The 26,542-nt window shown below is 69.9% G+C and carries 24 protein-coding genes; 12 read left to right on the plus strand and 12 right to left on the minus strand.

The features are described from left to right. Positions 1 to 17: 17 nt before the first annotated feature. From GEM_RS03345 to GEM_RS03370, 6 genes are read right to left on the minus strand one after another with little or no spacing between them, the layout of a single operon-like run. Complete coding sequence (locus GEM_RS03345) at positions 18 to 902, minus strand: polysaccharide deacetylase family protein (protein WP_014896041.1); 885 nt, start codon at positions 900 to 902, stop codon at positions 18 to 20. Next, positions 899 to 3,379, minus strand: a complete 2,481-nt coding sequence (locus GEM_RS03350) for an MMPL family transporter (protein ID WP_014896042.1) — start codon at positions 3,377 to 3,379, stop codon at positions 899 to 901. Before GEM_RS03350 ends, GEM_RS03345 begins: the two co-directional genes overlap by 4 nt. Beyond that, positions 3,379 to 4,023 carry an outer membrane lipoprotein carrier protein LolA gene (locus GEM_RS03355; RefSeq protein WP_014896043.1) on the minus strand — a complete coding sequence of 215 codons (645 nt, stop codon included), beginning with the start codon at positions 4,021 to 4,023 and terminating at the stop codon, positions 3,379 to 3,381. Before GEM_RS03355 ends, GEM_RS03350 begins: the two co-directional genes overlap by 1 nt. Next, positions 4,020 to 4,994: an acyl-CoA synthetase gene (locus GEM_RS03360; protein WP_014896044.1), complete on the minus strand. Its 975-nt coding sequence runs from the start codon at positions 4,992 to 4,994 to the stop codon at positions 4,020 to 4,022. Before GEM_RS03360 ends, GEM_RS03355 begins: the two co-directional genes overlap by 4 nt. Further along, entirely contained in the window at positions 4,991 to 6,751 is a 1,761-nt protein-coding gene (locus tag GEM_RS03365; RefSeq protein WP_014896045.1) for an AMP-binding protein, read from the minus strand. The genes GEM_RS03360 and GEM_RS03365 overlap by 4 nt, the downstream gene beginning before the upstream one ends. 54 nt (positions 6,752 to 6,805) lie before the next feature. Beyond that, the gene (locus GEM_RS03370; protein ID WP_041490597.1) at positions 6,806 to 7,459 is read right to left on the minus strand and encodes a membrane protein; all 654 of its coding nucleotides are present in this window, start codon (positions 7,457 to 7,459) and stop codon (positions 6,806 to 6,808) included. A 566-nt stretch (positions 7,460 to 8,025) separates the two neighbouring features. On the opposite strand from GEM_RS03370, the gene GEM_RS03375 reads away from it, so the two are divergent. The 5 genes from GEM_RS03375 to GEM_RS03395 all read left to right on the plus strand — a co-directional run bounded on the left by GEM_RS03375 (position 8,026) and on the right by GEM_RS03395 (position 12,364). Continuing rightward, positions 8,026 to 8,310 carry a phosphopantetheine-binding protein gene (locus GEM_RS03375; protein ID WP_014896047.1) on the plus strand — a complete coding sequence of 95 codons (285 nt, stop codon included), beginning with the start codon at positions 8,026 to 8,028 and terminating at the stop codon, positions 8,308 to 8,310. 115 nt (positions 8,311 to 8,425) lie between these two features. After that, entirely contained in the window at positions 8,426 to 9,142 is a 717-nt protein-coding gene (gene fabG, locus GEM_RS03380; RefSeq protein ID WP_014896048.1) for a 3-oxoacyl-ACP reductase FabG, read from the plus strand. Between the two features lie 208 nt (positions 9,143 to 9,350). Next, positions 9,351 to 10,520: an endoribonuclease L-PSP gene (locus GEM_RS03385; protein WP_014896049.1), complete on the plus strand. Its 1,170-nt coding sequence runs from the start codon at positions 9,351 to 9,353 to the stop codon at positions 10,518 to 10,520. Between the two features lie 125 nt (positions 10,521 to 10,645). Further along, positions 10,646 to 11,452 (plus strand): glycosyltransferase family 2 protein, encoded by an 807-nt coding sequence (locus GEM_RS03390; protein WP_014896050.1) that lies wholly within the window; start codon positions 10,646 to 10,648, stop codon positions 11,450 to 11,452. Positions 11,453 to 11,602: 150 nt separating this feature from the next. Continuing rightward, positions 11,603 to 12,364, plus strand: coding sequence for a M48 family metalloprotease (locus tag GEM_RS03395; RefSeq protein WP_014896051.1), 762 nt, complete (start codon positions 11,603 to 11,605; stop codon positions 12,362 to 12,364). Between the two features lie 115 nt (positions 12,365 to 12,479). Here the strand turns inward: GEM_RS03395 and GEM_RS03400 are convergent, their stop codons facing one another. Genes GEM_RS03400 through GEM_RS03415 form a run of 4 tightly spaced genes read right to left on the minus strand, consistent with a single transcriptional unit; the run spans position 12,480 to position 17,193 of the window. Beyond that, positions 12,480 to 14,180, minus strand: a complete 1,701-nt coding sequence (locus GEM_RS03400; RefSeq protein ID WP_014896052.1) for a lactate permease LctP family transporter — start codon at positions 14,178 to 14,180, stop codon at positions 12,480 to 12,482. Positions 14,181 to 14,231: 51 nt separating this feature from the next. Then, entirely contained in the window at positions 14,232 to 15,677 is a 1,446-nt protein-coding gene (locus GEM_RS03405; RefSeq protein WP_014896053.1) for a LutB/LldF family L-lactate oxidation iron-sulfur protein, read from the minus strand. Then, positions 15,674 to 16,396, minus strand: coding sequence for a LutC/YkgG family protein (locus GEM_RS03410; RefSeq protein ID WP_014896054.1), 723 nt, complete (start codon positions 16,394 to 16,396; stop codon positions 15,674 to 15,676). Before GEM_RS03410 ends, GEM_RS03405 begins: the two co-directional genes overlap by 4 nt. Next, the gene (locus GEM_RS03415; RefSeq protein ID WP_014896055.1) at positions 16,393 to 17,193 is read right to left on the minus strand and encodes a (Fe-S)-binding protein; all 801 of its coding nucleotides are present in this window, start codon (positions 17,191 to 17,193) and stop codon (positions 16,393 to 16,395) included. The genes GEM_RS03410 and GEM_RS03415 overlap by 4 nt, the downstream gene beginning before the upstream one ends. A gap of 135 nt (positions 17,194 to 17,328) precedes the next feature. Between GEM_RS03415 and GEM_RS03420 the strand changes: the two genes are divergently transcribed. The 5 genes from GEM_RS03420 (at position 17,329) to GEM_RS03440 (ending at position 22,755) form a co-directional block, all read left to right on the plus strand. Then, positions 17,329 to 18,045 (plus strand): FadR/GntR family transcriptional regulator, encoded by a 717-nt coding sequence (locus GEM_RS03420; protein ID WP_014896056.1) that lies wholly within the window; start codon positions 17,329 to 17,331, stop codon positions 18,043 to 18,045. A 199-nt stretch (positions 18,046 to 18,244) separates the two neighbouring features. Beyond that, the gene (locus tag GEM_RS03425; protein ID WP_014896057.1) at positions 18,245 to 19,870 is read left to right on the plus strand and encodes a phospholipase D family protein; all 1,626 of its coding nucleotides are present in this window, start codon (positions 18,245 to 18,247) and stop codon (positions 19,868 to 19,870) included. Positions 19,871 to 20,110: 240 nt separating this feature from the next. Beyond that, complete coding sequence (locus tag GEM_RS03430) at positions 20,111 to 20,884, plus strand: class II aldolase/adducin family protein (RefSeq protein ID WP_014896058.1); 774 nt, start codon at positions 20,111 to 20,113, stop codon at positions 20,882 to 20,884. A 342-nt stretch (positions 20,885 to 21,226) separates the two neighbouring features. Next, entirely contained in the window at positions 21,227 to 21,661 is a 435-nt protein-coding gene (locus GEM_RS03435) for a CHRD domain-containing protein (RefSeq protein WP_014896059.1), read from the plus strand. 131 nt (positions 21,662 to 21,792) lie between these two features. Next, the gene (locus GEM_RS03440) at positions 21,793 to 22,755 is read left to right on the plus strand and encodes an alpha/beta hydrolase (RefSeq protein WP_014896060.1); all 963 of its coding nucleotides are present in this window, start codon (positions 21,793 to 21,795) and stop codon (positions 22,753 to 22,755) included. Here the strand turns inward: GEM_RS03440 and GEM_RS03445 are convergent. After that, on the minus strand, positions 22,725 to 23,567 hold the full coding sequence (locus GEM_RS03445; RefSeq protein ID WP_014896061.1) for an EcsC family protein: 843 nt from the start codon (positions 23,565 to 23,567) through the stop codon (positions 22,725 to 22,727). The genes GEM_RS03440 and GEM_RS03445 overlap by 31 nt on opposite strands. Positions 23,568 to 23,674: 107 nt before the next feature. Here GEM_RS03445 and GEM_RS03450 point away from each other — a divergent pair, with 107 nt between their 5' ends. Both GEM_RS03450 and GEM_RS03455 read left to right on the plus strand, forming a co-directional pair. Further along, positions 23,675 to 25,270 carry an MDR family MFS transporter gene (locus GEM_RS03450; protein ID WP_014896062.1) on the plus strand — a complete coding sequence of 532 codons (1,596 nt, stop codon included), beginning with the start codon at positions 23,675 to 23,677 and terminating at the stop codon, positions 25,268 to 25,270. 34 nt (positions 25,271 to 25,304) lie between these two features. Further along, positions 25,305 to 25,751: a MarR family winged helix-turn-helix transcriptional regulator gene (locus tag GEM_RS03455; protein WP_014896063.1), complete on the plus strand. Its 447-nt coding sequence runs from the start codon at positions 25,305 to 25,307 to the stop codon at positions 25,749 to 25,751. Positions 25,752 to 25,875: 124 nt separating this feature from the next. On the opposite strand, the gene GEM_RS03460 is transcribed toward GEM_RS03455, so the two are convergent. Further along, a complete protein-coding gene (locus GEM_RS03460) occupies positions 25,876 to 26,457 on the minus strand; it encodes a DJ-1/PfpI family protein (RefSeq protein WP_014896064.1) in 582 nt (193 codons plus the stop codon). Between the last annotated feature and the right edge of the window lie 85 nt (positions 26,458 to 26,542).

The raw sequence follows: 26,542 nt of genomic DNA on the forward strand, positions 1-26,542 counted from the left end.
GAGCGCGCCGCGCATGGTCAGATTTTATCAAACGGGGTTACCGGCATGCCCGGCTGGCCGGGTGGTTCGGGCGCGAGCGCGGCGCGCAGGGTGGTCCAGTGCAACTGCGCGTCGGCGGCCGCGCGCAGCAGTGCCGGCAGCACGTCGAGCACGACCGGCTCGCCGCGTGCGTCGCGCGCCGCGTGGCCGTCGTGCACGAGCAGGATGTCGCGCGCTGCGAGGCCGTTCAACAGGCGGCGCGTGACGGTGCCCGCGTCGTGTGCGCGTGTGTCGAAGCCGCGCCGCGTCCAGCTGGCGAGTTGCAGGCCGAGCTCGCACAGTACCGGCTCGAGAAACGGATTGCGCAGGCCGGCCGGCGCGCGGAAGAAGCACGGGCGCGTGCCGGCGATCTCGGTCAGCGTCTGCTGCGCGGCCGCGATCTCGCGCCGCAGCGCGGCGGGCCCCGACAGCGAGAACGTGTGCCGGTGCCGCTGGCTGTGGTTCTCGATCGCATGGCCGCGCGCGACGATCGCTTCGATCCATCGCGGATGGCGGCGCGCGAGATCGCCGATGCAGAAGAACGTCGCGCGCGCATCGTAACGATCGAGCAGGTCGAGCACGCGCGGCGTGACGTCCGGGTCCGGGCCGTCGTCGATCGTCAGCGCGATCCGGCGGCCGGCACCGGCCGGCAGGCGCGTCCAGTTCGGGCCGAGCAGTGCGCTGCGCGGCCACAGGCCGGCGGCCGTCAGCGCGAGATGCGACGCGACCACGCCGCCGGCGGCCCACGGCCATGCGGCCGGCTGCGCGACGACGGTCGCGAGCGCGCCCGCATGCAGCGCGGCCGTGCCCGCGATCAGCGGGGTCGGCTTCCAGCGGCGGGCGCCGGCGGGCGGCGCTGGCGGAACGGACGACGGCGCGTTCATGCGCGGCCTCCGGTGGGAGCATGACGAGGGCCGCTCACGGCCGCGGCACGCGGCGCGAGAATCGCGGCGAATGCGAGTGCGAGCATCGCGCCGGGGCCGACGGTCAGCCCGAAGGTTTCGAGCAGCGGCACGTGCGACAGCGCGAGCAGGCCGAACCCGGCGACCGTCGCGAGGTTCGCGATCAGCAGCGACACGAGCGTGTTCGGCGTGACCGGTTGCGCGTCGTCGCGCTTGCAGAAGAACAGCGCATAGTTCGAGCCGACCGCGACGATCAGCAGCATCCCGACGAGGTGCAGGATCGTCAGTTGCACGCCGGCGAGCGCGAAGCCGGCCGTCACCACCAGCACGGCCGCGACGAGCGGCGCGAGCGCGTGCACGACGCGGCGCGGCGAGCGCAGCGCGAGCAGCAGCAGTGCGGCGATCGCCGCGAAACCCGCGAGCGACAGCCGGATGTCCTCGTGCACGTAGTTCACGTACAGGCGGTCGGCTTCGGCCTTCATGTCGACGAACAGCGCGTCGTGCACGCCGGCGCGCGCGACGGCCGCGCGGATGGGCGCGGCATCCAGCCCCGGCGCGGCCGGTGACGCGGTGCGTGCGACGTCCGGTGCGCGCAGCGGCAGCATCGCGCTCCAGCGGCCCGCGCGTTCGGTCAGCAGTGCATCGACGGCGAGCGCCATCGACGTGTCGCGCAGGTCCGCGCGCGTGAGCAGCGGCGCGTGGCGCGCGGCCTGGACATCGGCGATGAACGGGGCGAACAGCTCGGGCTTGACCGAGATCGGCTGGTTCGCGACGGCCGCGCGCATCCGCGTGGCAAGCAGGTCCGCGGCCGGCAGGCTCGCCTGGCGCGCGCGCTGTGCGGCGTCGCTCGGCAGGTAGCGCGCGGGACTTTCGAAGCCCGCGAGCGCGCCGCGATCGACGAGCGGCTGCAATTGCGCGGCGACCTGTTCCGCGCGTTCGAGCGCGGCCTGTTCGGTCGGCGCGGCAATCACGACGAGGTAGCGCACGTCGGGTGCGCCGACATCGGCGCGCAGGCGCGCGTCGAGTGCCTGTGCGCGGGCGGGAACGGGGCTCAGCGCGGCGAGCTCGCGGCTCCACAGGCCGTCGCGGTGCAGCACGAGCGTCGCGCACGCGGCGATCACGAGCACGGCGAGCGGCCAGCGCAGCCGCGGCGCCGCGTCGGCCGCGCGCGCGAGCACGGCGCCGACGCGCGACACGTCGCGAATCGCGACATGCTCGCCGCGCAGGTGCGGCAGCACGAAGCGCGTGACGAGCGCGGCGGCCGTCAGCCCGACGATCGAATAGAGTCCGAGCTGCACCAGGCCCGGAAAGCCGGAGAACAGCATCGACGCGAAGCCGCACACGGACGTCAGCACGCCGAGCCGGATCGTCGGCCAGTAGGCGGCGACCCACGCACGCGTCGCGTCGGCGGGCCGCGCGGCACCGCGCGAGCCGGCCTGGGCCGATTGCACGAACAGGTAGATCGAATAGTCGACGGCTTCGCCGATCAGCGTCGTGCCGAAGCCGAGCGTCAGCCCGTGGACCGTGCCGAACGCGACGCTGACCGCCGCGATGCCGGCCGCGATGCCGGTCAGCACCGGCAGCAGCCCCAGCGCGAGTGTGCGCGGCGAGCGGTACAGCGTCAGCAGCAGCGCGACGATCAGCACGACGCTCGCCGTCGACAGCCGCTCGACGTCGTGCCGGATCGTGTCGCGCGTGTCGACCGAGAACACGCCGGGGCCGGTCATCGCGAGCGTGTACGCGGCCGGATTCGGCAGCGCCTGCGTCGCGGCGGAGAACGCGCGGCGCACCGCGTCGATCGCGCGTGCCTGCGCATCGGTGTCGGCACCGGCGGCGGCCGTTTGCACGACGAGCACCGCGCGCGTGCCGTCGCGCGACGCCCACACGCCGTCGCGCATGGCCGGCTGCGAGCCGCTGTCGAGCTGGTCGACGAGCGCGCTGACCTCGCCGGTCGGGTCGCGCGGCAGCAGCGCCTTCGCGACGAGGCCCGCCGATGAGCTCAGCAGGTCGAGGCTGTTGCCGAGCGCCTGGTGCAGGCCGTCCGCGCCGAAGCGCTGCGGCGTGACGGCCGGGCTCAGCAGGTAGCGATGGTCGAACACGAACTGCCGGTCGTGCGCGTCGTTCACGGCTTCGCCGTTGTTGACCGCCGAGAACTGCCGGTCGGTGCGCAGCGTGCCGGCGACGCGCCGCGACAGCGCGGCACGCGTGGCCGCATCGCCGCCGTCGATCGCGACGAGGATCAACCGCGACACGATGCCGTCGCGCAGCTGATCGACGAGCACGCGCTGCCCGGCGCTCGGCGCGCGCGGCAGGAATGCGGACAGGTCAGCCGTGAAGTTCGCGCGGGCGATCGCGATCCCGCACGCGACGAGCGCGAGCAGCCACACGAGCACCGCGCGCCGCTGCAACGCAGGCAGGCGGCGCGTGACGGGGGCGGGCGGCCGGGTGCGTTCGTCCATCAGTTCGCCGGGACGGGTTGCAGGCGCATCAGCGAATGGTCGCCGTCGGCCTGCCGGATCGCGACGCTGCGCAACTCGTCGCGCGTGCCTTCGAGCGTAATCGTGCTGACCACCTTCAGCATCCGCGAATCGAGCGGCGTGAGCGTCAGCGTCCAGTCGTCGCCGCGTCCGGCGAGCGCGACCTTGTAGACCTGTTCGAGCGCGAAGCGGTTGCCGGCGAGCGTCGCGCGGATGCTGTCGATGAACGCGCCGAGCTCCGGATAGCGCGCGAGCGCGAGCGTGTACTTGCGGTTGTTGCGCTCGACGGTGAGCATGTCGCCGTCGACGACGAGCTGTTCGGGTTTCGGGCTCAGCGTGCGCTTCTCGAGATGGTCGGGCGCGACGAACACCAGCTCGCCCGACGATTCGACCGGCTGCGTGGCGATCGACAGGGTCTTCGTCTCGGTGAACGTCGCGTGCCCGGATTTGTGCTGCGCGAGCGTCGCCATCAGCCGGTCGAGGGTCCACGTCGAACCGGTGTCGGCGGCGTGCGCGGGCAGGGCCAGCGCGACGACGGTCGTGACGGCGAAGGTGCGCGCGACGCGGCGCAGCACGAATGCGTACGGGCGCGGCAACAGCGACAGGAGGCAGCGAACGGCGGTCATGCGTCGGAATCCCTCGTGGTGGACAGGTCGGTGCAGGCGCACGCATCGTCGCGGCGCGCGGCGGCGCCGCCGTTCTGCCAGAAATCGAAAAAGTTGAACCAGTTGTACGGCGCCGCGCGGCAATACTTGTCGAGCAGCGCGACGTAGCGCGCGAGCGCCGCGTCGACGGCCGCCGCGCGCGTGTCGCGGCGCACGTCGGAGAAGTCGGCGAGCGTCTCGAAGTGCACATCGTAGCGGTTGCCGTCGCGATAGAGGCCCGTCATGAAGATCACCGGACGCCGCAGCATGGCCGCCATGCGCAGCGGCCCGAGCGGGAACGCGGCCGGCGCGCCGAGCAGCGGCAGCCGCCGCAGCGACGCGGCCGCGTCGTCGAGCAGCGTACGGTCGGCGAGCATGCCGACCATGCAGTTCGCGTCGAGGCGCTCGCGCACCTTCAGCATCGAGTCGATCTGCCCGAGCGGAATCACTTCCGGTTTCGCGGCCGGATTGACGGCGGCGAGCGACGCGTTGATCTTGCGTGCGTTCTTTTCATACATCGTGACGACGACCCGCAGGTCCGGACGCGTGCGGCCGATCGCCCGCACGACTTCGAAGCTGCCGAGGTGCGCGCCCATCAGGAATGCGCCGTGACCGCCGGCGAGCGCTTCATCGACGAGCGTTTCGCCATGCAGCCGGATGTCGAACAGGTCGAAGCGGCCGTTCATCAGGTAGATGCGGTCGTGGATCGTCGCCGCGAACGCGAACACGTGCCGGTACACGTCGCGCCAGCGCGCGGGACGGCCGAGCACGCGGCGCAGGTAGTCGCGCGACGCCGCGCAGGCGACCGGCGAGAACAGCACGAAATAGGTTGCGATGGCGTGCAGTACGACGCGCGACGGCCGCCGGCCGAAACGCAGCGAGATCCACGTCATCACGCGCAGCAGCCCCGCGTTGCTGCGCTCCTGGCGCTCGGCCCACGCGGTGCGCTTCATGGCTGCGCGCCGTCCTGCGCGGCCGGCGGCGCGGACAGCACGCCGGTCGCGACGTCGCGCGACGCGGCACGCAGCGTGAAGCGGATCGCGCCGCCGGCCGCCGTATCGAACGCGAGCGCGAGCGGTTCGCCGGGCGCGACCGGGCTCAGGAATTTCGCGGAAGCGAGCCGCCACGTGTGCAGCGGGCGGTTCAGCGACGCGCCGAGCGTCGCGATCGCGTGATCGAGCAGCACGACGCCCGGCACGATCGGGTGGCCGGGGAAATGACCGGGCAGCGCCGGGTGATCGGTGGGAACCGTGAATGCGAGCGACGCGTCCGTCGCGGCGCGCTCGCGCACGGCGGTCGCCGCGGCGCGCGTGTGCCGTGCGACGAGCGCGGCCAGCACGTCGCGCGGCAGCTTGCCCGTTTCGTTGCGCGGCAGTGCCTCGACGAACACGAGCGGGCGCGGCATGAACGCGGGATCGATCCGTTCGCGCAGCGCGCGCTGCAGGTCGGCCGTGGCGAGCGTCGGCGCGACGACGAGCGCAACGAGGCGCGTGACGGTTTCGTGGCTCGCATCGGCGTCGGCCGGCGCGGTGTCGTCCGGCATGAAGAACACGCCGTCGACGACATCGGGAATCGCGTTCAGCTGATGGTTCAGATAGGCGAGCGACGTGCGCTTGCCGGCGATGTTCACGAGGTCCGCCTTGCGGCCGTGCAGCAGGAACCGGCCGTCGCCGAGCAGCTCGAGCGCGTCGCCCATCGGCACGGGGGCTTCGACGTGCCCGCCCGACACCCACACGGTCGGCCCGCCGCCGTCGCTCGTGCCGTCGTGGTCCGCTGCGTCACACCCTTCGCGCGCATCGAGCCGGATCTCCGGGAACAACTGCCACGTTGCGCCATGTGACGTGCGGCGCGTCGCGATCTGGCCGGTCTCGGTGCTGCCGTAAATTTCGACGAGCGGCGCGTCGAGCGCGGCTTCGGCTTCGCACGCGAGTTTTTCCGACAGCGGCGCGGTGGCCGACAGCACGAGTGCCGCCGGCGGCAGCGCATGGCCGGCCGACAGCAGCGCGCGCAGGTGGATCGGCGACGTGACGAGCACCCGTGGTTGCGGGATCGCGTCGAGTTCGTCGCGAATGTCGACCGGGTAGAACGGCTGGCGATTGCTGAACGCGAGGCCGCCGATCAGCGCGAGCAGCACCGTCGACTCGAAGCCGTACATGTGCTGCGCGGGCACGGTGCCGATCAGGGTGGCCGCGCGGCCGTCGAGCAGGCCGAGGCGGTCGGCCGCCGCGCGCACGCAACCGACCAGGAAGCCCCAGGTCTTGCGGTGCGGCACCGGCGCGCCGGTCGAGCCGGACGTGAACACGTAGGCCATGATGCGCGCCGCATCGATCTGCGGCACGACGCACGGTGCGTCGTCGGCGAGGGCGCCGGGGGCGGCATCCGGATACGCGAAGCGCGGCAGGTCGATCGCGCAGTCCGGCGCGTCGTGCAGGCAGAACGCGTCCGGTGCGAACGACGCGAGCTGGCGCACCATCTCCGGCGTGTGCGTCGACGGCAGCAGGCTGATCTTGCCGGCGACGAGCGCCGCGCACAGGCTGACCGCGAAGCGGTAGCGGTCGCGGCACACGTTGAACACATGGCCGCCGGCGGGCAGTGCGGCGGCCACGCGCGCGATGTCGGCGATGAACGCGCGCACGGTGACGGGCGTGCCGTCGCGCCAGGCGATCGTCTGGTCCGGCGAGGAATGGAATACCAGCGGGTGAGTCGGCATAAATCGGCTAAAGCGGAAGGCGGTGGCCGGCGCGTCGCCGCGTCGGCCAGGAATTCATCGTGACGGCTGAGTCGACGCGCGATACGCGCGCACCGCTTCGACCATCTTCGGCCGCGCGTCGTGCGGCAGCGCGAAGCGTCGGCACGCATGCTCGGCGGCGAACATCACGGCGACGAGCGGCAGCGACAGGTAGTTCGCGAACGTCGACCACGCGACGATCGGCGCGGTCGCGAACATCAGCGTCGACACGGCGGCAATCGCGACGAAGAACAGCGTCCACGCGAGCGTGATGCGCCGCGTGTAGCGCGCGACGGCCGGCGTGACGGTGCCGTGGATCATCGTCGCGAAGCGCGTGCACAGTGGCACCTGGCCGGCCGCGAGCGTGCGGCCGAACAGCAGCGCCATGGCGAGGTTGAAGCTCGCATGCTCCAGATACAGGCCCCATTCGAAATGCCGCGCGAGCGGAATGCGCGCGGCCCACAGCGCGACGGCGGCCAGCAGCCACGCCGGCACGAGCCACGCGCGCCGCGGCGAGCGCCGCGCCGCGCCGAGCGCGAGCAGCAGCGGCGGCACCAGTGCCATCGCGAGGCCGAAGCCGTGCGCGCCGGGCGTCGCGGCCGCGTAATGCGCGCCGATCTGGTACGCCGCCACCGCGGCGAGCGCGCCGGCGCCGCGCGCGATACCCGCGATACCCAGCGGCGCGCTCATCGCCATGCTCCGGTTGCGCGGCGCGGGGCGCGCGTCGCCACCGCGCGCCGCGGCACGGCGGCGAACGGGCGGCAAGGTGAAGCGGGACAGGCGGACGGGCGCGGCATGGCTGCTGGAGACATCGGGCGGATCGGGGCCGGACGCGGTCGTCGGGCCGTTAAACATCATACGAATGGCGGCCGGGAGCATGTCCGGGCCGGCGTGTCATGCACGCACATTTTAGGGCCGCGGCGGCGCGGCTTCGGGACGGGCGCAGCCGGGTTTTGTAACCGATTGTATGGCATCGCACTGAGCGTTTCGTGCAGGCGATCCAGAGCCATCCGAAGCGGCTCAAGCGTCTGCTGCGATCGGGTCCCGAAACCGGCCGCGGCGGGAGCCCTTCAGTCTGTAACCATTCACCGTATACGTGCCGATACCCATCGTCTAGAATCCGCGTAACTTTTACCAACGATCCCCAATAACGCAGGCGGGGAAGCCGGCAGACGCCGGAGGGACGGAGATTCGCGCGCGCTTCGCACGCGCCGGGCGTGCACGACGCTTGCCGTTTCCGGGCGCCTCCCGCTGCCATGGGCCGCCTGCCCGCAAGCATGATGAACGCACTGGAACAAGAGCTCGCCACGCTGATCATCGGCGAATTGAATCTCGAAGACGTCCCGCTCGAAACGGTGACGGCCGGGACCCCGCTGTACGGCGAGGGCTTCGGGCTCGACTCCATCGACATCCTGGAAATCGCGCTGCTGATCTCGAAGAAGTACGGCTTCGAGCTGCGCTCGGACAATCCGGACAACCAGAAGATCTTCGCGACGCTCGGCGCGCTTGCCGCGTACGTCGCCGCGCATCGCACGAAGTGACGGCGGCGCGCACGGGCGCGACGCGGCACGCAGGTGATTACGGTACGCGGCGGCGGTCGCTGGACGATCCGCCGCCGCGTCGATCGAGGTGGAACGCGATGAACGGAGCAATTCGATGCGGGCGCTCGTAACGGGCGGCAGCGGCGCACTCGGGCAGGCGATCTGCACGGCGCTCGCGCAGGCCGGCCATGAAGTCTGGGTGCACGCGAACCGGAATCTCGCGCAGGCGGAGGCGGTCGCGCAGCGGATCGTCGCGGCCGGCGGTGTCGCGCACGCGATCGCGTTCGACGTGACTGACGCCGACGCGACGCTCGCCGCGTTGGCGCCATTCGTCAACGACGCGCCGGTGCAGATCCTCGTCAACAACGCGGGCATTCACGACGACGCTCCGATGGCCGGCATGTCGCGCCAGCAATGGCACAGCGTGATCGACGTGACGCTCAACGGCTTTTTCAACGTCACGCAGCCGCTGCTGCTGCCGATGATCCGCACGCGCCGCGGACGGATCGTCAACATCGCATCGGTCGCCGGTGTGACCGGCAACCGCGGGCAGGTCAATTACGCGGCCGCGAAGGCGGGGCTGATCGGCGCGACGAAGTCGCTGTCGCTGGAGCTCGCGTCGCGCGGCATCACCGTGAACGCGGTCGCGCCCGGCATCATCGAATCGCCGATGGCCGAACACGCGTTTCCCGCCGAACGGATCAAGCAGCTCGTGCCGGCGCAACGCGCGGGCCGGCCCGACGAAGTCGCGGCGATGGTCGCGTACCTGGTATCCGACGCGGCCGCCTATGTGACGGGGCAGGTCATGTCCGTCAACGGCGGGCTTGCATGACGACGCGCGCCGCGTCGGCCTGACACAGGGCAACGGCGCGCAACGCAACGCGTGGCCGCAGTGCCGCGGGCCTGCGCAGCATAGTGAGGAAATCGAAGTGTCAGTGCATCCAGTCGACGCCGAACGGCGAGCGTGTTCCCTGTCGTCCGCCACGAACGCGGTCGCGCACGGACACACTGCAACCGGGCCCGCCGCATCGCGAGCGCGCATGTCGCCCGCAGCGAATCGCGGTAATCGCGCGCTGCGGCTCGTCCAGATCGAGCATGTGCGGCTTGCGGCGCTGCTGCGCGAGGCGCAACGGCGCGGCGACGCATTCGAACACGTGTTTCCGGGCGCGCTGGGTGCCGTGTGCATCGGGGCGGCCGGCGCGCAGGCCGACGCGGCCGAACGCATGCTGGCCGACGCCGCGCCCGACCTGCCGCTCGCACCGGTGCAGATGGCCCTGCTCGATGCCGGCAGCGGCGCACGCGCCGGTGCGGTCTGCGAAATCTGGCAGTGCGACGCGCCCGACCTGCGCAGCGAACGACGCGGCGCGCTGCAGTTCCGCTACAGCGAAACGGCGGGGCTCGTGTTCGGCAGCATCGTCGTGCAGGAAGCGACCGATGTCGATCCCGACGGCGGCACGCCGCTCGAGCGCGCGACACACGATGCATACCGCGCGCTGTTCGACGTGCTCGATACGCTCGGCATGCCGCATCCGCTGCGGATCTGGAATACGGTGCCGGCGATCAATGCGCAGCAGTTCGGAATCGAGCGCTATCGTCAGTTCAATATCGGCAGGCAGCGCGCGTTCGACGCGTGCCGCCGCGCGCTGACGGGCGGCGTGCCGGCCGCGTGCGCGCTCGGTTCGGTCGTGCCGGTCGCGGGCGACGCGCCGCCGGCCGCGCCGCTGGTGATCCATTTCATCGCGAGCCGCACGCCGGCCGATCCGGTCGAGAATCCGCGCCAGGTCAGCGCATATGACTACCCGGCGCAGTACGGTCCGCGGGCGCCGACCTTCGCGCGCGCGGCCGCCTGGACCGACGGCGCTGCCGCTCCGGTGCTGTTCGTGTCGGGCACCGCCAGCATCGTCGGGCACCGCACCGTGCATCGCGGCGACGTCGTCGCGCAAACGCGAGAGACGATGGCGAACCTGGCCGCCGTGCTCGAGCAGGCCGGGCGGCAGGGGCACGGCCCGTTCGCGCTCGCCGACCTGAGCTATCGCGTCTATGTGCGCGACGCCGGCGACGCCGCGGCGCTCGCCGCGATCGAGCGCGTGCTGCGCGACGCGGCCGGCCCCGACGTGCGGCCGTTGTTCGTCCACGCGGACGTGTGCCGCGACGATCTGCTGGTCGAGATCGAGGCCAGCGCGGGCCATCCGCTGGAGCAACTGTCGTGAAGCGCGCGGGCCTGTCGCTCCGCGAACCGTCGCCGCGTGCGGGCGGCGTCGATGAAGCCTGTCGGCGGTCGCTCGCAGGTCATAAACTTTTGTCAGGATCACCGTCTTCACAACCGGCCGTTTCCATGTCCAAGCTGCACGCCTCGTCCACCCATCTCGTGCTGATTCCCAGCTACAACCCGGGCGTCAAGGTCGACACGACCGTACGCAATGCCCGGGCGCAGTGGAATCCGGTGTGGGTCGTCGTCGACGGCAGCACTGACGGCAGCGCCGAGCGGCTGCAGGCGATGGCCGACCGCGATCCGGGGCTGCGCGTGATCGTGCTGCCCGAGAACCGCGGCAAGGGCGCAGCGGTGCTCGCCGGGCTCGACGCGGCCGCCGCGAGCGGCTTCACGCATGTGCTGACGATGGATTCCGACGGCCAGCATCCGGCCGACCTGATTCCCGAATTCATGGCCGCGTCGCAGGCGGCGCCGGACGCGATGGTGCTGGGCCTGCCGAAGTTCGATGCGAGCGCGCCGCAGCTGCGCGTGCAGGGCCGCCGGCTGTCGAACGCGTGGGCCGACCTCGAGACGCTGTGGGCCGGGATCGGCGATTCGCTGTACGGCTTTCGCGTGTACCCGGTCGCGCCGCTCGCCGCGATCATGCACCGGCAACCGTGGATGCGCGGCTTCGACTTCGATCCCGAAGCGGCCGTGCGGCTGTGCTGGGCCGGCGTGCGCCCGATCCGCATCGAAGCGCCGGTGCGCTACTTTGGCGCGCACGAGGGCGGTGTGTCGCATTTCCACTACGGGCGCGACAACGCATTGCTCGCATGGATGCACTTGCGGCTCTTCATCGGTTTCGTGGTGCGGCTGCCGATGCTGGCCGTGCGGCTGCTGCTGCGCCGGTCCCGCTCCGCGTTCAGCCGCTCGCACGGACGCGGCAATTGACGGCATTTTCGTCGTCAATCGGCTGGTCGATCGCGCCGTTCATGCCGAATCGGCAAGTAATCAAGATGTCATCCGATGTAAACATCTGGTAATTTTCTGCCGGATTATGCAAAATCGCCGCTTCCAAATACAACTACCGAGGGATCCGGGATGCATATCAAGAAAGCGGCGGCAGCGTGTGGCGTGGCGTTCCTGTTGAGCGCGTGTGGCGGGGTACAGAGCCTCGACGCGAACAGCCTGACGTCGGCGGGGACCAACCTGTTGAAGGCAGCGACGCTGTCGGACAGCGACATCGCGGCACTGTCGACCGACTCGTGCAAGGCGAGCGACGCCGAATCGAAGATCGCGGCGCCGAACAGCGCATACTCGAAGCGCCTGACGAAGGTGATGAAGGGCTTCGGCGACATGACGCTGAACGGCCAGAAGATCAACTACAAGGTCTACATGACCAAGGACGTCAACGCGTGGGCGATGGGCAACGGCTGCGTGCGCGTGTACAGCGGCCTGATGGACATGATGAACGACGACGAACTGCGCGGCGTGATCGGTCATGAAATGGGCCACGTCGCACTGGGTCACTCGAAGAAGGCGATGCAGACCGCCTACGCGGTGAGCGCGGCGCGCACCGCGGCCGGCGCGGCATCGCCGGGCGTCGCGGCACTGACGAGCTCGCAGCTTGGCGACATCACCGAGAAGTTCATCAACGCACAGTTCTCGCAGACGCAGGAAAGCGCGGCGGACGACTACTCGTTCGACCTGATGAAGCAGAAGAACATGAGCCAGAAGGGCCTCGTCACCGCGTTCCAGAAGCTGGCACAACTCGACGGCGGCAAGAGCTCGATGATGAGCTCGCACCCGTCGTCGGCGAGCCGCGCGCAGCACATCCAGGATCGCATCGCGAAGGGCAGCTGAGCGCCGCTCAGGGCGCCGGCTTCGTCCGGCGGCGCCCGCGATGAACAAAACCCCACGCTCTTTCGGGCGTGGGGTTTTGTTTTTCGGGGGCCGGGAAAGCGGCCGCGCCGCTTGCTTACGGCACCATCCCCGGTAGCACGTAGGCCTGCACGAGCGTGATCAGGCCGACGATCACCGCGAACAGCAGGCTGTGGCGCACCGTGAAGCGGAACAGCTCCGACTCCTTGCCGACGAGGCCCGTCGCCGCGCACGCCACGGCGATCGACTGCGGCGAGATCATCTTCGCGGTCACGCCGCCCGTCGTGTTCGCGGCGACCACGAGCGTCTCGGGTACGCCGAGCTGGTGCGCGGTCGCTTGCTGCAGCGAGCAGAAGAGGGCGTTCGACGACGTGTCCGAGCCGGTCAGGAACACGCCGAGCCAGCCGAGGAACGGCGAGAAGAACGGGAACGCGGCGCCGGTCGCCGCCAGCATCAGCGCGAGCGTCGACGACATCCCCGAGTAGTTCGCGACGAACGCGAATGCGAGCACGAGGCCGATCGACAGAATCGGGCGCGTGAGGTCCTTCAGCGTTTCGCCGAACGTGACGAGCGCATCGCGCGGCTTCATCCGCAGCAGCACCATCGAGATCAGCGCGGTCACGAGGATCGCGCTGCCCACTGCCGACACGAGATCGATCTTCAGCACGGCGTCGAGCGCCTTCGGCGTCGCGGCGATCGGCGCGGTCTTCACGACGAGCTGGTCGAGCCCCGCCACGTGGAACTTCAGCACCGTCGACACGAGCGCGCCGTGTGCGGCGAACAGCGCCTTGAACGGCGCGATGCTCCACACGGTGACGACGGCCGTCAGGATCAGGAACGGCGACCACGCGCGCACGGTCTGCGCGAGCGTGTACGGCGACGCCTGGCGGCTCGTGCGCGGACCGTTGCCGCCCGTGCCGAACCCCGCGAGCGCCGCGCCGCCGCCGGATGCGACGAGGCCGCCGGCCGCCTGCTTCGCGCTGCTCGGCTGCCACACCTTCAGGAATGCGGCGAGTGCGACGAGGCTGACGAGCGACGACGTGATGTCCGGCAGCTCGGGCCCGATATGGTTCGACGTGAAGTACTGCGTGATCGCGAAGCTGCCGCCGGCGACCAGCGCGGCCGGCCAGGTCTGCCGCACGCCGCGCAGCCCGTCCATCATGAACACGAGCCAGAACGGCACCGCGAGCGACAGCAGTGGCAACTGGCGGCCGGCCATCGCGCCGATGTGGAACGGGTCGATGCCCGTCACCTGTCCGGCGACGATGATCGGAATGCCCATCGCGCCGAACGCGACCGGCGCGGTGTTTGCAATCAGACACAGTCCTGCCGCGTGCAGCGGCTTGAAGCCGAGGCCGACGAGCAGCGCGGCCGTGATCGCGACGGGCGCGCCGAAACCGGCCGCGCCTTCGAGGAACGCGCCGAACGAGAAGCCGATCAGCAGCATCTGCAGGCGCTGGTCGTCGGTGATCGACAGCACCGATGCGCGGATGATGTCGAACTGGCCGGTCTTCACGACGATCTTGTACAGGAACACGGCGGCGACGATGATCCACGCGATCGGCCACAGGCCGTACGCGAAGCCGAAGCCGGCCGCCGCGAGTGCCTGCGGCACGGGCATCCCGTACGCGAGAATCGCGACGCCGAGCGACAGCAGCAGCGTGATCGCGGCAGCGACGTGCCCCTTCAGCCGCAATGCGGCGAGCGCGACGAAAAAGAAGATGATCGGGATCGCGGCGACGAACGCCGACAGCCCGAGGCTGCCGAGCGGGGTATAGATCTGATGCCAAACCTGCATGGGTGTCTCCTCCATGGATTTCTATCGGTACGGGTTTGAAAGCGGGGTGGTCTATTCGGGCTGCCCGCGGGCGCGCAACAGGTCGGACAGGCTGCGCGGCGCCGGCTCGAGCGGCGTGCGGTGCTGCGTCCAGCCCATCTGCTTCGCAGGCGTCAGCGCGCGCAACCGCGTCGCGGTCCAGCGGAACGCGCGATACGCGCGCGGATGCGCGAAGGCGCCCGACCAGAAGCGCCACACGAGGTCTTCCGCGCGGTTGTAGTTCGCACCCTGGCCGCGCAGCGGATGCGCGACGGGTTCGTCGGGCTTGCGGTTCGCCTCGGTGCGCAGCCGCACCAGCAGCTGCGGGATCGGGATCCGGACCGGGCACACCTCGCCGCACGCGCCGCACAGCGTCGAGGCGGTCGGCAGGTCGGCCGTCGCGTCGAGGCCGAGCAGGTGCGGCGAGATGATCTTGCCGATCGGGCCGGGGTAGGTCGTTCCGTATGCGTGGCCGCCGATGCGCGTATAGACGGGGCAGTGGTTCATGCACGCGCCGCAGCGGATGCACTGCAGCGTCGCGCGCAGCTGTTCGTCCGCGTAGGCCTGCGTGCGGCCGTTGTCGAGCAGCACGAGATGCAGCTCGCGCGGGCCGTCGCGCTCGCCGTCGCGGCGTGGGCCCGAGATCAGGTTGAAGTAGGTCGTGATCGCCTGGCCGGTGGCCGAGCGCGTCAGCAGGCTCGACAGCGGCACGATGTGCTCGAGTTTCTCGACGACCTTCTCGATCCCCATGATCGCGATGTGCGTGTCGGGCACCGTCGTCGACAGCCGGCCGTTGCCTTCGTTTTCGACGAGCCACAGCGTGCCCGTGTCGGCCGCTGCGAAGTTCACGCCGGACAGGCCGATGTCGGCTTCCGCGAATGCGCGGCGCAGCGCGCGCCGGCCGGTCTGGATCAGCTCGTCGACGTCCTCCGTGTAGCGCGTGCCGGGGATGTGTTCCTCGAACAGCTCGGCGATGTCGCCGCGGGTCTTGTGGATCGCCGGCATCACGATGTGCGACGGCTTCTCGCCCGCGAGCTGCACGATGAACTCGCCCATGTCGGACTCGATGCAGTCGACGCCGTGTTCCGCGAGGTAATGGTTCAGCTCGATTTCCTCGCTCGCCATCGACTTGCCCTTGATCACACGGCGCGCCTTCTTCGCCTGCGCGATGCCGAGCACGATCGCGTTCGCATCGGCGGCCGTCTCGGCCCAGTGCACATGCACGCCGGCTGCGGTGAGCTTCGCCTCCAGCCGCTCGAGCAGCACGGGCAGTTGCGCGAGCGCGTGCTGCCGGACGGCTTCGCCGAGATCGCGCAGCTGCTGCAGCTCGGTGTCGTCGGGGAACTGGGTCGCGCGCTTGCCCTGCAGGAAATCCATCGCGCCGCGAAAGCTCCGGCGCAGCGCGGGATCGTCGAGCGCGGCGCGCGCGCGGCCCTTGAAGTCGCCGGGGGCGACGAATTGCAGCGGTTGGTGGCTCATCGCGGCAGGTCCTGGCTGGCGGTTGCGGTCGGTTCGGCCGGGTCGGTGACGATCACGACCCACAGGTTGCGCGGGCCGTGTGCGCCGTATGCGAGCGTCTGCTGGATATCGGACGTCTTCGACGGGCCCGACACCAGCACCACGTTGGTCGGCATGCCCGCATGCCAGCGTTCCGCGTGCACGGCCGCGTGAAGATCCGCATGCAGCGTGCTCGCGTGGACGAGCGCGACGTGCAGCGGCGGCACCAGCGACACCGTGCGCGGCGTGCCCGGGTCGGGCGCGAGCACGACGGTGCCGGTGGCCGCGATGCCCGAGCGCGCGACGGTGAAGCCGGCATCGATCGTGTCGAACAGCTCGGCCTTCCACGCGTCGATCGGCCGGTCGAACGGCACCGGCGCGACCGCGTCGGGCAGCGCACGTGCGAGGGCGGCCGATTCGGGGCGGGCCGGATCGAGCAGCAGGCGCCGCACGCCGGCTTCGGCGAGGCGCGCGGCGACCTGCGCGGGCCACGCAGCGGCGGTGGCGCACCAGACTTGCGCGTGCGCCGCGGCGAGCGCGGCCTGCATCGTGTGTGACAGCACGTGCGGCGCGGGTGCGCTCGCGGCGCGGCGCGCCGCGTAATGCGTGTCGATGCGCGCGTCGAGTGCGGGCGCGGCGCTCGCGGCGACGCCGGGCGCGGTGGTGCGCAGGCGCGCGAGGATCGCGTCGCGCGCGCTCATTGCTGGTCTCCGCGCAGCGACGCGGCACCGGCCGTGCGGCGCCACAGGAAGCTCGCGAGATGCTCGACGGGCAGCGCCGCGCCGGCCTTGTCGGCCGCGTGACCGATGTTCAGCAGGCAGCCGCAGTCCGCCGACACGAGCCGGTCGCAGCCCGTCGCGCAGGCCGATGCGACCTTGTCGCGCACCATCGCACCGGAGATGTCGGGATGCTTCAGCGAGAACGTGCCGCCGAAGCCGCAGCATTCGGATTCGCGTTCATGTTCGATGCGCGTGACGCCCGGCAGCGCGTCGACGAGCGCGACGCCGTGCACGCGGGTGCCCATCTCGCGGCGGGCCGCGCAAGACGTGTGCAGCACCACGCGCTCGTCCGGGCCCGCGCTCGCGGTGACGCCGTCGAGCCGCACGTCGAGCACATGGACGAGGAATTCGGTGAGTTCGTAGGTGCGTTCCGCGATCGCACGGGCCTTCGGGCCGTGCACGGGATCGTCGGCGAACAGCGCCGGCCAATGGTGCCGGATCATGCCCGCGCACGAGCCGGACGGTACGATCACCGGCCACGGCTCGGCGAACAGGTCGAGTTGCGCGGCCGCGACGCGGCGCGCCTCGTCGGGATTGCCGCTGCTGTAGGCCGGCTGGCCGCAGCAGCTCTGGCCGCGCGGATAGTGGACAGTCAGGCCTTCGCGCTCCAGCAGGCGGACCGCGTCGAGCCCCGCGTCGGGGACGAACAGGTCGACCAGGCAGGTCGCGAACAGGTAGACGTGCGTGGGGGCGGTGGCGGGGTAGTGCCTTTCGTTCATGTCTCGCTCCAGGGGCGACGGCCCGGCATGCGAATGCGGGACGACGATTTCGCTGCATAATTCCCGCGACGGCGCCGCAGCTCAAATTGGTTGGGCCAATCGGCGCGGGCGGGCATTCCGGATGGAGACACGACGATGGCGGCGATGACGGCACGGGGCCGGACCGAAGTAGTGATGCGCAAGATCGAGACGGCGCTGCTCGACGGCACATGGCCGGCCGGCGCGCGGCTGCCGGCCGAGCGCGTGCTCGCGCAGCAGTACGGCGTGGCCCGCAATACGGTGCGCGAGGCGACCCAGCGGCTCGTCGCGCGCGGGCTGCTGCAGAGCCGGCGCGGCGCGGGCGTCTACGTGACGGACCAGTTGCGCGCGGGCATCGCGTCGCCGTGGGGCCAGCTGGTCGCCGATCACCCGGCGCTGCGCGACGACATCCTCGAATTCCGCCGCGTGCTCGAAGGCGCGACCGCCTATTTCGCCGCGCTGCGCGCCGACGCGAACGACCGGCGCCGGATCCGCACGCTGCTGCGCGAGCTCGAAACCGCGCACGCGAACGACGACGCGGTCGTCGAAGCGTCGACCGACGCGAAGCTGCACGAGGCGATCGCGCTCGCGTCGCACAACACGATGTTCCTGCACCTGCATACGAGCGTGATCGGGATGCTGCGCGAGCACATCTCGATCAACGTCGCGGGGATGACGACGCAGGACGAGCAGGCATCCGAGTTGCTCCTGCAGCAGCACCGGGTGGTCTGCGACGCGATCTGCGCGCACCGGCCCGAAGAGGCGCGCACCGCGATGCAAACCCATATCGATTACGTGCGCAGCCATTTCGAGCGAATCGGCGATGTGCCATGAGATTGGTTGGACCGAGCGCGCCGCAAGCACGCGCGGCGGCCGGTCGCGATTGGCGCCGGGGGCGGTCCGGCGGCGCGACGTGCGCCTGCCGTGCGATTGACCGGTTCGTCGAGTGCCCACTAGAATCGGCCGGAACCGCCCGTCAGCCGCGCGCCGCGGCGATCGCGTGCTCATTGATCCGCCTGTCGAGGAAGCCTCCGTGCTCACGTCTTTGATCCGGCGCGCGCCGGCCGCGCTGTCGTGGCGAGCCGCCGGCCGTTCGGCCCGCGCGCTGGCCGTCTGCGCGCTGCTGTCGCTGGTCGCCGCGTGCGCGACGCATCCGCCTGCTACCACGCTCGATCGGTCCGTTTCTCATGCGTTGCCGGTCGATACCGCGACGCCGCTGCGCGACGCGCTGGCTGCGCCGGAAGCCACGCATCCGGGCCAGTCGGGCTTCCGGCTGCTGTCCGACGGCGCGACCGCGCTGCAGATGCGCATCGCGCTCGCGCGTGCGGCGACGAAAACGCTCGACATGCAGTACTACATCGCGACCGAGGACACGACCGGCAAGCTGCTGCTCGGCGCGGCGCTGTATGCGGCCGATCGCGGCGTGCGTGTGCGGATGCTGGTCGACGACCTGAACTTCCGCGACATCGATCGCGTCATGGCCGCGCTGAACACGCACCCGAACATCGAGATCCGCGTGTTCAATCCGTTCGGCGCGTCGCAGCACGGGATGGTCGAGCGCACGGCCAACTTCTTTACGCGGATCGACAGCTTCACGCGGCGGATGCACAACAAGGCGATGATCGCGGACAACCAGCTCGCGATCGTCGGCGGCCGCAATCTCGGCGACGAGTACTTCAGCGCGAGCCCGACGCTGCAGTTCCGCGATCTCGACGTGCTTGCCGCGGGGCCCGTGACGAACGACATCTCGAAGAGCTTCGACGACTACTGGGCGAGCACGAGCAGCTATCCGCTGCGGGTGCTGAATCATCAGTCGTTCGATCCGAAGGATCTCGACGCGATGCGCGACGAGCTGCGCGACCACTGGCGCAAGAACGCCGATCCGTACAACGCGAAGCCGCTGAACGCGACGCCGCTCGCGCAGCAGATCGCGCACGACGAGCTCGGGCTCGTCTGGGCGCCGGCCGAATTCAAGGTCGACGCGCCGGACAAGGTCGCGCGGCCGACCGACGTGTACGTGAGCCCGCCGATGCAGCGCCTCGTCGAGCTGACGCGCGCCGCGCAGCAGGAATTTCTCGTGTTCTCGCCGTACTTCGTGCCGCACGATGCAGGCGTGAAGATCCTCGGCGACACGACGGCGCGCGGTGTGCGCGTCGCGATCCTCACCAATTCTCTCGCCGCGACCGACGCGGTCGCCGTACAGGCCGGCTACGCGCCGTACCGCGTGCCGCTGCTGCAGCACGGTGTCGAGTTGTACGAATTCAAGGCGCAGCCGGGCGGCTCGCGCGCGCGCCTGTTCGGCTCGCGCTCGCGGGCGAGCCTGCATGCGAAGGCGTACGTGATCGACCGCAGGATCCTCGTGATCGGCTCGATGAATCTCGATCCGCGCTCCGCGCACCTGAACACCGAGCTTGCGCTCGTGATCCACAGCCCGACGATCGCGCAGCAGGCGGCGGAGATCTTCGCGAACGTGACGCAGCCCGACGAGAGCTATCGCGTGAGCCTCGTGACGCCGGCAGGCGGCGGCACGCCCGAGCTGCTGTGGACCGGTGCCGACAACGGCGTGCCCGCCACCTTTCACGTCGATCCGCATGCCGGGCTGATGCGCAACCTGATGACCGGCATCTTCATGCTGCTGCCGGTCGGCGACCAGTTGTAAGGGCCGGAACGGCTCGGGCCAAACCCGCAATACCGGTGCGCGGGGAAAGGTGATATCGTTGTGTGCGCAACGATATGGGTATCGTGAAGGCGCCGGCGGACGGCTCGCGCAATGCGGGCCGGCGCGGTGTCGAACGACGCGCCGCACGAGCCGTATGCGCCGCGTGCGGCGCCAGGAGACGATGGACGATGCGCGCAGCCGCCCCCGTGCGGCCGCGCCCGCCCGCAACCGGAGTGCCTCATGCAACGTGTACCGAACCAGCCGTTCACGCGTCCCGCCCGTTTCTCCGAAGCCGAATGGCAAGCGCGCGTGCAGCTCGCGGCTGCCTATCGGATCTTCGACCATCTCGGCTGGACCGAACTGATCTACAACCATATCTCGCTGCGCGTGCCGGGCGAGGACGGCCATTTCCTGATCAACCCGTTCGGGCTCCATTACCGCGAGGTGTGCGCATCGAACCTCGTGAAGATCGACATCGACGGCAACGTGATCGGCCATTCCGACTGGCCGATCAACCCGGCCGGCTTCACGTTCCACAGCGCGATCCATGCGGCGCTGCCCGACGCGCACTGCGTGATGCACGTGCATACGACGCCCACGATGGCCGTGTGCTGCTCGCGCGACGGGCTGTCGTTCTCGAACTTCTATTCGGCGCAGCTGTACGGGAAGATCGCGTATCACGATTTCGAGGGCATCACCGTGCATCTCGAGGAAGGGCGGCGCATCGTCGAGAGTGCCGGCGGGCGCCCCGTGCTGCTGCTGCGCAACCACGGGCCCGTGACGATCGGCGCGACGCTCGCGCAGACGTTCTCGCTGATGTGGCTGCTCAATCGCGCGTGCGAGGTGCAGGTCGCGACCCACGCGATCGGCGGCGCATTGCCGATCGCGCCGCCAGTGCTCGACGCATGCGTGCGCGATTCGCTGAATTTCGATCCGAAGCATGGCGCCGGGCAGGACGCGTTCGACGCGCTGCAGCGTATCGTCGATCGCATCGATCCCGCCTATCGCGCGTGAAGGCGCGGTGTCGGCGCGAGGTCCGATTCGGTCGCCGCGGCGAAAATTGATTCGCGATGCTTGAGAGCCCGCGCAGCGGAATGCGCATGACGATGCCGGCATGCCATGCGGTATGGGCAAAAAAAACGCGGCCGGGTGGCCGCGTGAATACTCGCAGACTCCTTCGGACGAAGGAAACAAGCAACTGTGAGACGAAGTGTAGCGAAAGGCCGCGCGCGGATTCAGGGCCCGCGCTGCAAAGGTCTCTTCCTCGTTACGACAGGCTGCCGGATCGGTGGCGATCGACTACCATCACGTAACGTCCCCGGCCGGGTGGCGTATCACGTCGTACAAGGAGGATTCATGCCGAAGCTGCGTTTGCTCCAGGTCGTATTGCTCGCGGGTGTGCTGGCCGCCGGCAGCGCCGCCGCCGAAACGGTGCGCCTGTCCGCCAGCCTGCAGCCGTCGAGCGAGGTGCCGCCCACCGCGACCAAGGGCTCCGGCGCCGTCGAGGCCACCTACGACACGGCCACCCACATGCTGCAGTGGACGGCGACTTACGAACACCTCACGGGGCCGGCGACCGCCGCGCACTTCCACGGGCCCGCACCGGTCGGCCAGAACGCCGGCGTGCAGGTGCCGATTCCGAAGGACGGGCTCGCGAGCCCGATCAAGGGTTCGAAGGAACTCACCGACGCGCAGGTGACCGACCTGATGGGCGGCAAGTGGTACTTCAACGTCCATACGAAGGAGCATCCGGCCGGCGAGATCCGCGGCCAGGTGATGCCGGCGAACTGAGACCGGCGAACTGAGGCCGGCGAACCGAGGCCGGCGCAGCGCGCGCCGGCGTTTGATATAGAGCCTCCTGTCGAGCGTCGCGGCAACGATCGCACGTACTATCGTCACACTGCGATCACGGAGTGCGTTCGATGAGTTGGCAAAGCAAGTTCGCGTGCTGGCTGCTGCGCTGGCAGTTTCGTCCCGAGACCACGCGCCCGGTGCTCGATCCGGCCCGTGCGCGGCGCTTTACCGACCTGAGGATGGTCGTGCCGCGTCGCGCGCCATCGGGCTACCGGCTGCGGGAATGCTACGGTCCCGGCGACGCGCCGCTGCGCGGCGAATGGCTTGAACGCACCGACGCGGTCGCCGCACGCGGGCCCGGCCGCACGCTGCTGTACTTCCACGGCGGCGGCTATTACTTCTGTTCGACGAAAACGCATCGGCCGCTCGTGTTCGGCCTCACGAAGCGCGCGGGCGTGCGCTCGTTCTCGCTCGACTACCGGCTCGCACCCGAGAACCGCTTCCCGGCGGCGCTCGACGACGCGCTGGCCGCGTACCGGCAATTGCTCGCGCTAGGCACGCCGCCGGAGTCGATCGTGATCGGCGGCGATTCGGCGGGCGGCGGCCTCGCGCTCGCGACGCTCGTCGCGCTGCGCGATCGCGGCGAACCGCTGCCGGCCGGTGCAATCCTGTTCTCGCCATGGACCGACCTGGCCGGCACCGGCGGCACGATGCGCAGCAACGACGGCGCCGACCCGATGTTCGCGGGCGCGGCGCTGCCGAAGGCCGCGAAGCTGTATCTGGGCGACGCGTCGGCGACGCATCCGTACGCGTCACCGCTCTATGCCGATTTCACCGGGCTGCCGCCGCTCTTCATCCAGGTCGGCAGCACCGAGGTGCTGCTCGACGATTCGCGCCGCGTCGCCGACAACGCGAAGGCGGCCGGCGTGCCGGTGGAGATCGAGGTGTGGCCCGACATGCCGCACGTGTGGCAGCTGTACACGCCGATGGTGCCGGAGTCGCGCGACGCGCTCGATCGTGCGGCCGCGTTCCTGCGCCGCGTCGCGGTCGAGCGCGCGGTTCAGCGCGCGGGCGAGCTGTCGATCGCCTGATACGCGGCCTGCACGGCGACCGAGCCGTACTTGCGCTCGAGCCGGCGCACGGTGAAGTGGCCGTGCGCCATCTGCTGGAAGTGGTCGATGAACAGCGTGTTGACGGTCGCGCCGAGCACCGCGCCGATCGCCGGGATCGACTTCGCGGCCATCTGCTCGGTGACCTGCACCGAGAAGCGTGACGCCACCGTCTGCACGAGCTTGAACACCGCCGCCGAGCTGTGCGCGGCGATCCCTTTCGTCGTGATGTCCGACGACGCCTTCGAAATCGCCTGTGCGAGCGCGCCGCGCAGCACGAAATAGCCGAGATCGGCGTCCTCTTCCCGCTTGTCCGGGTTGCCGCCCATGCCGAGCACGGCGAGGCACTGCAACTGCGTATCCACCGAACCCAGGTCCTCGCCCTCGCTGCGCGCGATGTCGCACACCGAGCGGAAGATCAGCGTCGTCGTCACCGGCAGCTCGACCGGCAGCGCGAGGAAACCGAACGCGCCGCCCGCCGCGCCGGTCGTCGCGACCGCGAGCTTGTGCAGCAGGTTGCTCGGCTTGTCCGGCTCGGCGTCGGGCGTTTGCGGCTTGCCGAGCGTGCGCAGCGCGATGTTCAGGCACTTGCGCAGCGCAAGCTGCGTCGCGTCGTTGATCTTGCCGGTCGCGAAGTCGGGCAGCCGCGCGATCATCTTCTCGACCGGCGCGCCCAGCACGCCCGTCAGCTTCATCGTCAGCGACGGGCTTTCCAGCACCTGCTTCGCGCGCCGCAGCGCGTCCTGGTCTTCCGGCGACAGCGTCGCGGAAGGCGTGATTGAAATCGGTTCCATTGTTCTCCCAGGCGGCCACAGGCCCCAAATCCGTCACCAGCCTAGATTACTCCGGCGTGCTAGAATTTTGAGATTGTTTGACTCGTCAAAAGTTGCATCAACAAAAAATGGCCGTCCATACTGCCGCCCACCATTCGAGCGGGCAAGTCCTGCCGTTCCGCGAATCGCTGCTGGCGATGATCGGGATCTCGTTCGTCACCATGCTCGTCGCGCTCGACCAGACGGTCGTCGGCACCGCGTTGCCGACCATCGTCGCCGAGCTCAGGGGGTTCGACCTGTATGCGTGGGTCGCGACCTCGTACCTGCTCAGTTCCGTGATTACGGTACCGATCTTCGGTCGCCTCGGCGACTACTACGGCCGCAAGCCGTTCGTGATCGCGTCGATCGTCGTGTTCACCGGCGCGTCGGTGCTGTGCGGGATGGCCAACGACATGCTGTTCCTGGTGCTCGCGCGCGGCCTGCAGGGGATCGGCGGCGGGATGCTGGTCGGCACCGCGTTCGCGTGCATTCCCGACCTGTTCCCTGATTCCGTCGTGCGGCTGCGCTGGCAGGTGCTGATGAGCTCCGCGTTCGGCATCGCGAACGCGGTCGGGCCGTCGCTCGGCGGCATCCTGACCCAGTCGTTCGGCTGGCGCTCGGTGTTCTACGTGAACCTGCCGGTCGGCCTGCTGTCGCTGTTCTTCGTGTGGCGCTACCTGCCGCACCTGCGTCACGTCGAGCACGACCGCAAGATGCGGCTCGACTGGCCCGGCGCGCTCCTGATCGCGCTGTCGCTCGGCGCGCTGCAGCTGTTCGTCGAATGGCTGCCGAAGTACGGCGTGGCGAGCTGGGCGTCGCTGCTGCTGGTCGTCGCGGTCGGCGCCGGTGTCGCCTTGTGGCACTGGGAGAAGCGCTGCGCGCAGCCGATCCTGCCGTTCGACATGTTCGGCAATCGCGCGCTGTCGGCGCTGTTCGTGCTCGCGATCCTCGCCGGTTTCTCGATGTTCTCGCTGCTGTTCTACGCACCGCTGCTGTTCCAGGGCGGCTTCGGGATGTCGCCGAAGGCGGCGGGGCTCGTGATCACGCCGCTCGTCGTGTTCATCACGATCGGCAGCATCATGAACGGCCGCGTCGTGACGCGCATCCGCAACCCGAACGCGATGCTGCACGTCGGTTTCGTGCTGTTCGCGATCGCGTGCGCGGGCATCGTCGTGGCGACGCACACGACGCCGACCTGGGCGCTGATGGCGCTGATGGTCGCGGGCGGCATCGGCCTCGGTTTCGTGCTGCCGAACCTCACCGTGTTCGCGCAGCAGACGGCCGGCCGCGAGCATCTCGGTATCGCGACCGCGCTGCTGCAATCGCTGCGGATGGTCGGCGGGATGATCGGCACTGCGCTGACGGGCACGCTCGTCAACCAGATGTATTCGAGCGGCGTGCGCGATGCGCTGTCGGGCGACCACGCGCTGCAGTGGCATGCGCAGCTCGCCGATCCGCAGATCCTGATCGACCGGGCCGCGCAAAGCGGTCTCGTCGCGGAGCTGACCCGTGCCGGGCATAATGGCGCGCTGTTGCTGGAAGCGGCCCGCGAATCGCTGGTCGGCGCGATCCACCTGGGTGTCGCGATGGCAGCCGTCGTCGCCGTCGTGTCGGTGTGGCAGTGCCGTCGCGTGCCGCCGATCGCGCTGCGACACAAGATCGAGCCGCATGTCGCGGCCGATTGAACGATTGACCGATTGAACGAGTAGAAATCAGCGCATGGAAGAACAGGACCGCGTCGCGATCTTGCAGCAATTCGGACGCACGTATCGCGCGTTCATGACCGCGTTCGAAACGCATGTCGGGCAGCCGATGCCGCGCTGGCGCATCATGGTCGCGCTGCACACGATGGGCGGGCATTCGTCGCAGAAGAAGCTCGTCGAAGTGCTGCGCATCGATCCGGGCGCGCTCACGCGCCAGTTGAAGTCGCTCGACGCGCTCGGCTGGATCGAGCGCGCCTCCGACGCACGCGACAATCGCGTGACCAACGTGACGCTGACCGCCGAGGGGCGTGCCGCGTTCGACGCGTGCCTGCCGCGCCGCAAGGTGTTCCTCGACCGGACGATGGCGCAATTGCCGGACGATGTGCTGACCGCGCTGTCGGGCGCGCTGGCGATGCTGGAGTCGCGGATCGCGGACGTCGGGTCGACGCCGGCGTCGCACTGAAGGGCGGGGCGGGGAGCGGCCCGAAGGGGCGCACGCCCCGGCCGCTCGTGACCGGCGCGGCACACGGGTCGCACGAACCCGCCGCCGGCCGGCGTTTCACTTCACTTCAATTCATTCACTTCATTTACAGCTCGATGCGCGTGCCCAGCAGCGCGAGGAACTGCGCAAGCCATGCCGGATGTGCGGGCCACGCGGGCGCGGTGACGAACGGCGCATCGGTCACGGCCGCATCGACCGGGATGTCCGCGTATTCGCCGCCCGCGAGCTTCACTTCGGGCGCGCAGGCCGGGTAGGCCGAGATGCGCTTGCCGCGGATCACGTCGGCGGCCGCGAGCAGCTGCGCCGCGTGGCAGATTGCGGCGATCGGCTTGCCGGCTTCCGCGAACGCACGCACCAGCGCGATCACCTTCGCATCGAGCCGCAGGTATTCGGGTGCACGGCCGCCCGCGATCGCGAGCGCGTCGTAGGCCGACGCATCGACGTCGTCGAACGTCGCGTTCAGCGTGAAGTTGTGGCCAGGTTTTTCGGTGTAGGTCTGGTCGCCTTCGAAATCGTGGATCGCGGTCTTGACCTTGTCGCCCGCGCGCTTGCCAGGGCAGACTGCATCGACGTGATGGCCGACGGCCTGCAGCGCCTGGAACGGCACCATCGTTTCGTAGTCTTCGGCGAAATCACCGGTCAGGAACAGGATCTTCTTCGCGGCCATGGCTTTCTCCATTGAACAGCGTTGAGGGTCCGTTCGCGCCGTGTGCGGCAGACGGGTGCTACGGCGACGAAGCGGCCCCGAGGGC

The sequence above is a fragment of the Burkholderia cepacia GG4 genome (assembly GCF_000292915.1).
GTDB classification, from domain to species: Bacteria; Pseudomonadota; Gammaproteobacteria; order Burkholderiales; family Burkholderiaceae; genus Burkholderia; species Burkholderia cepacia_D.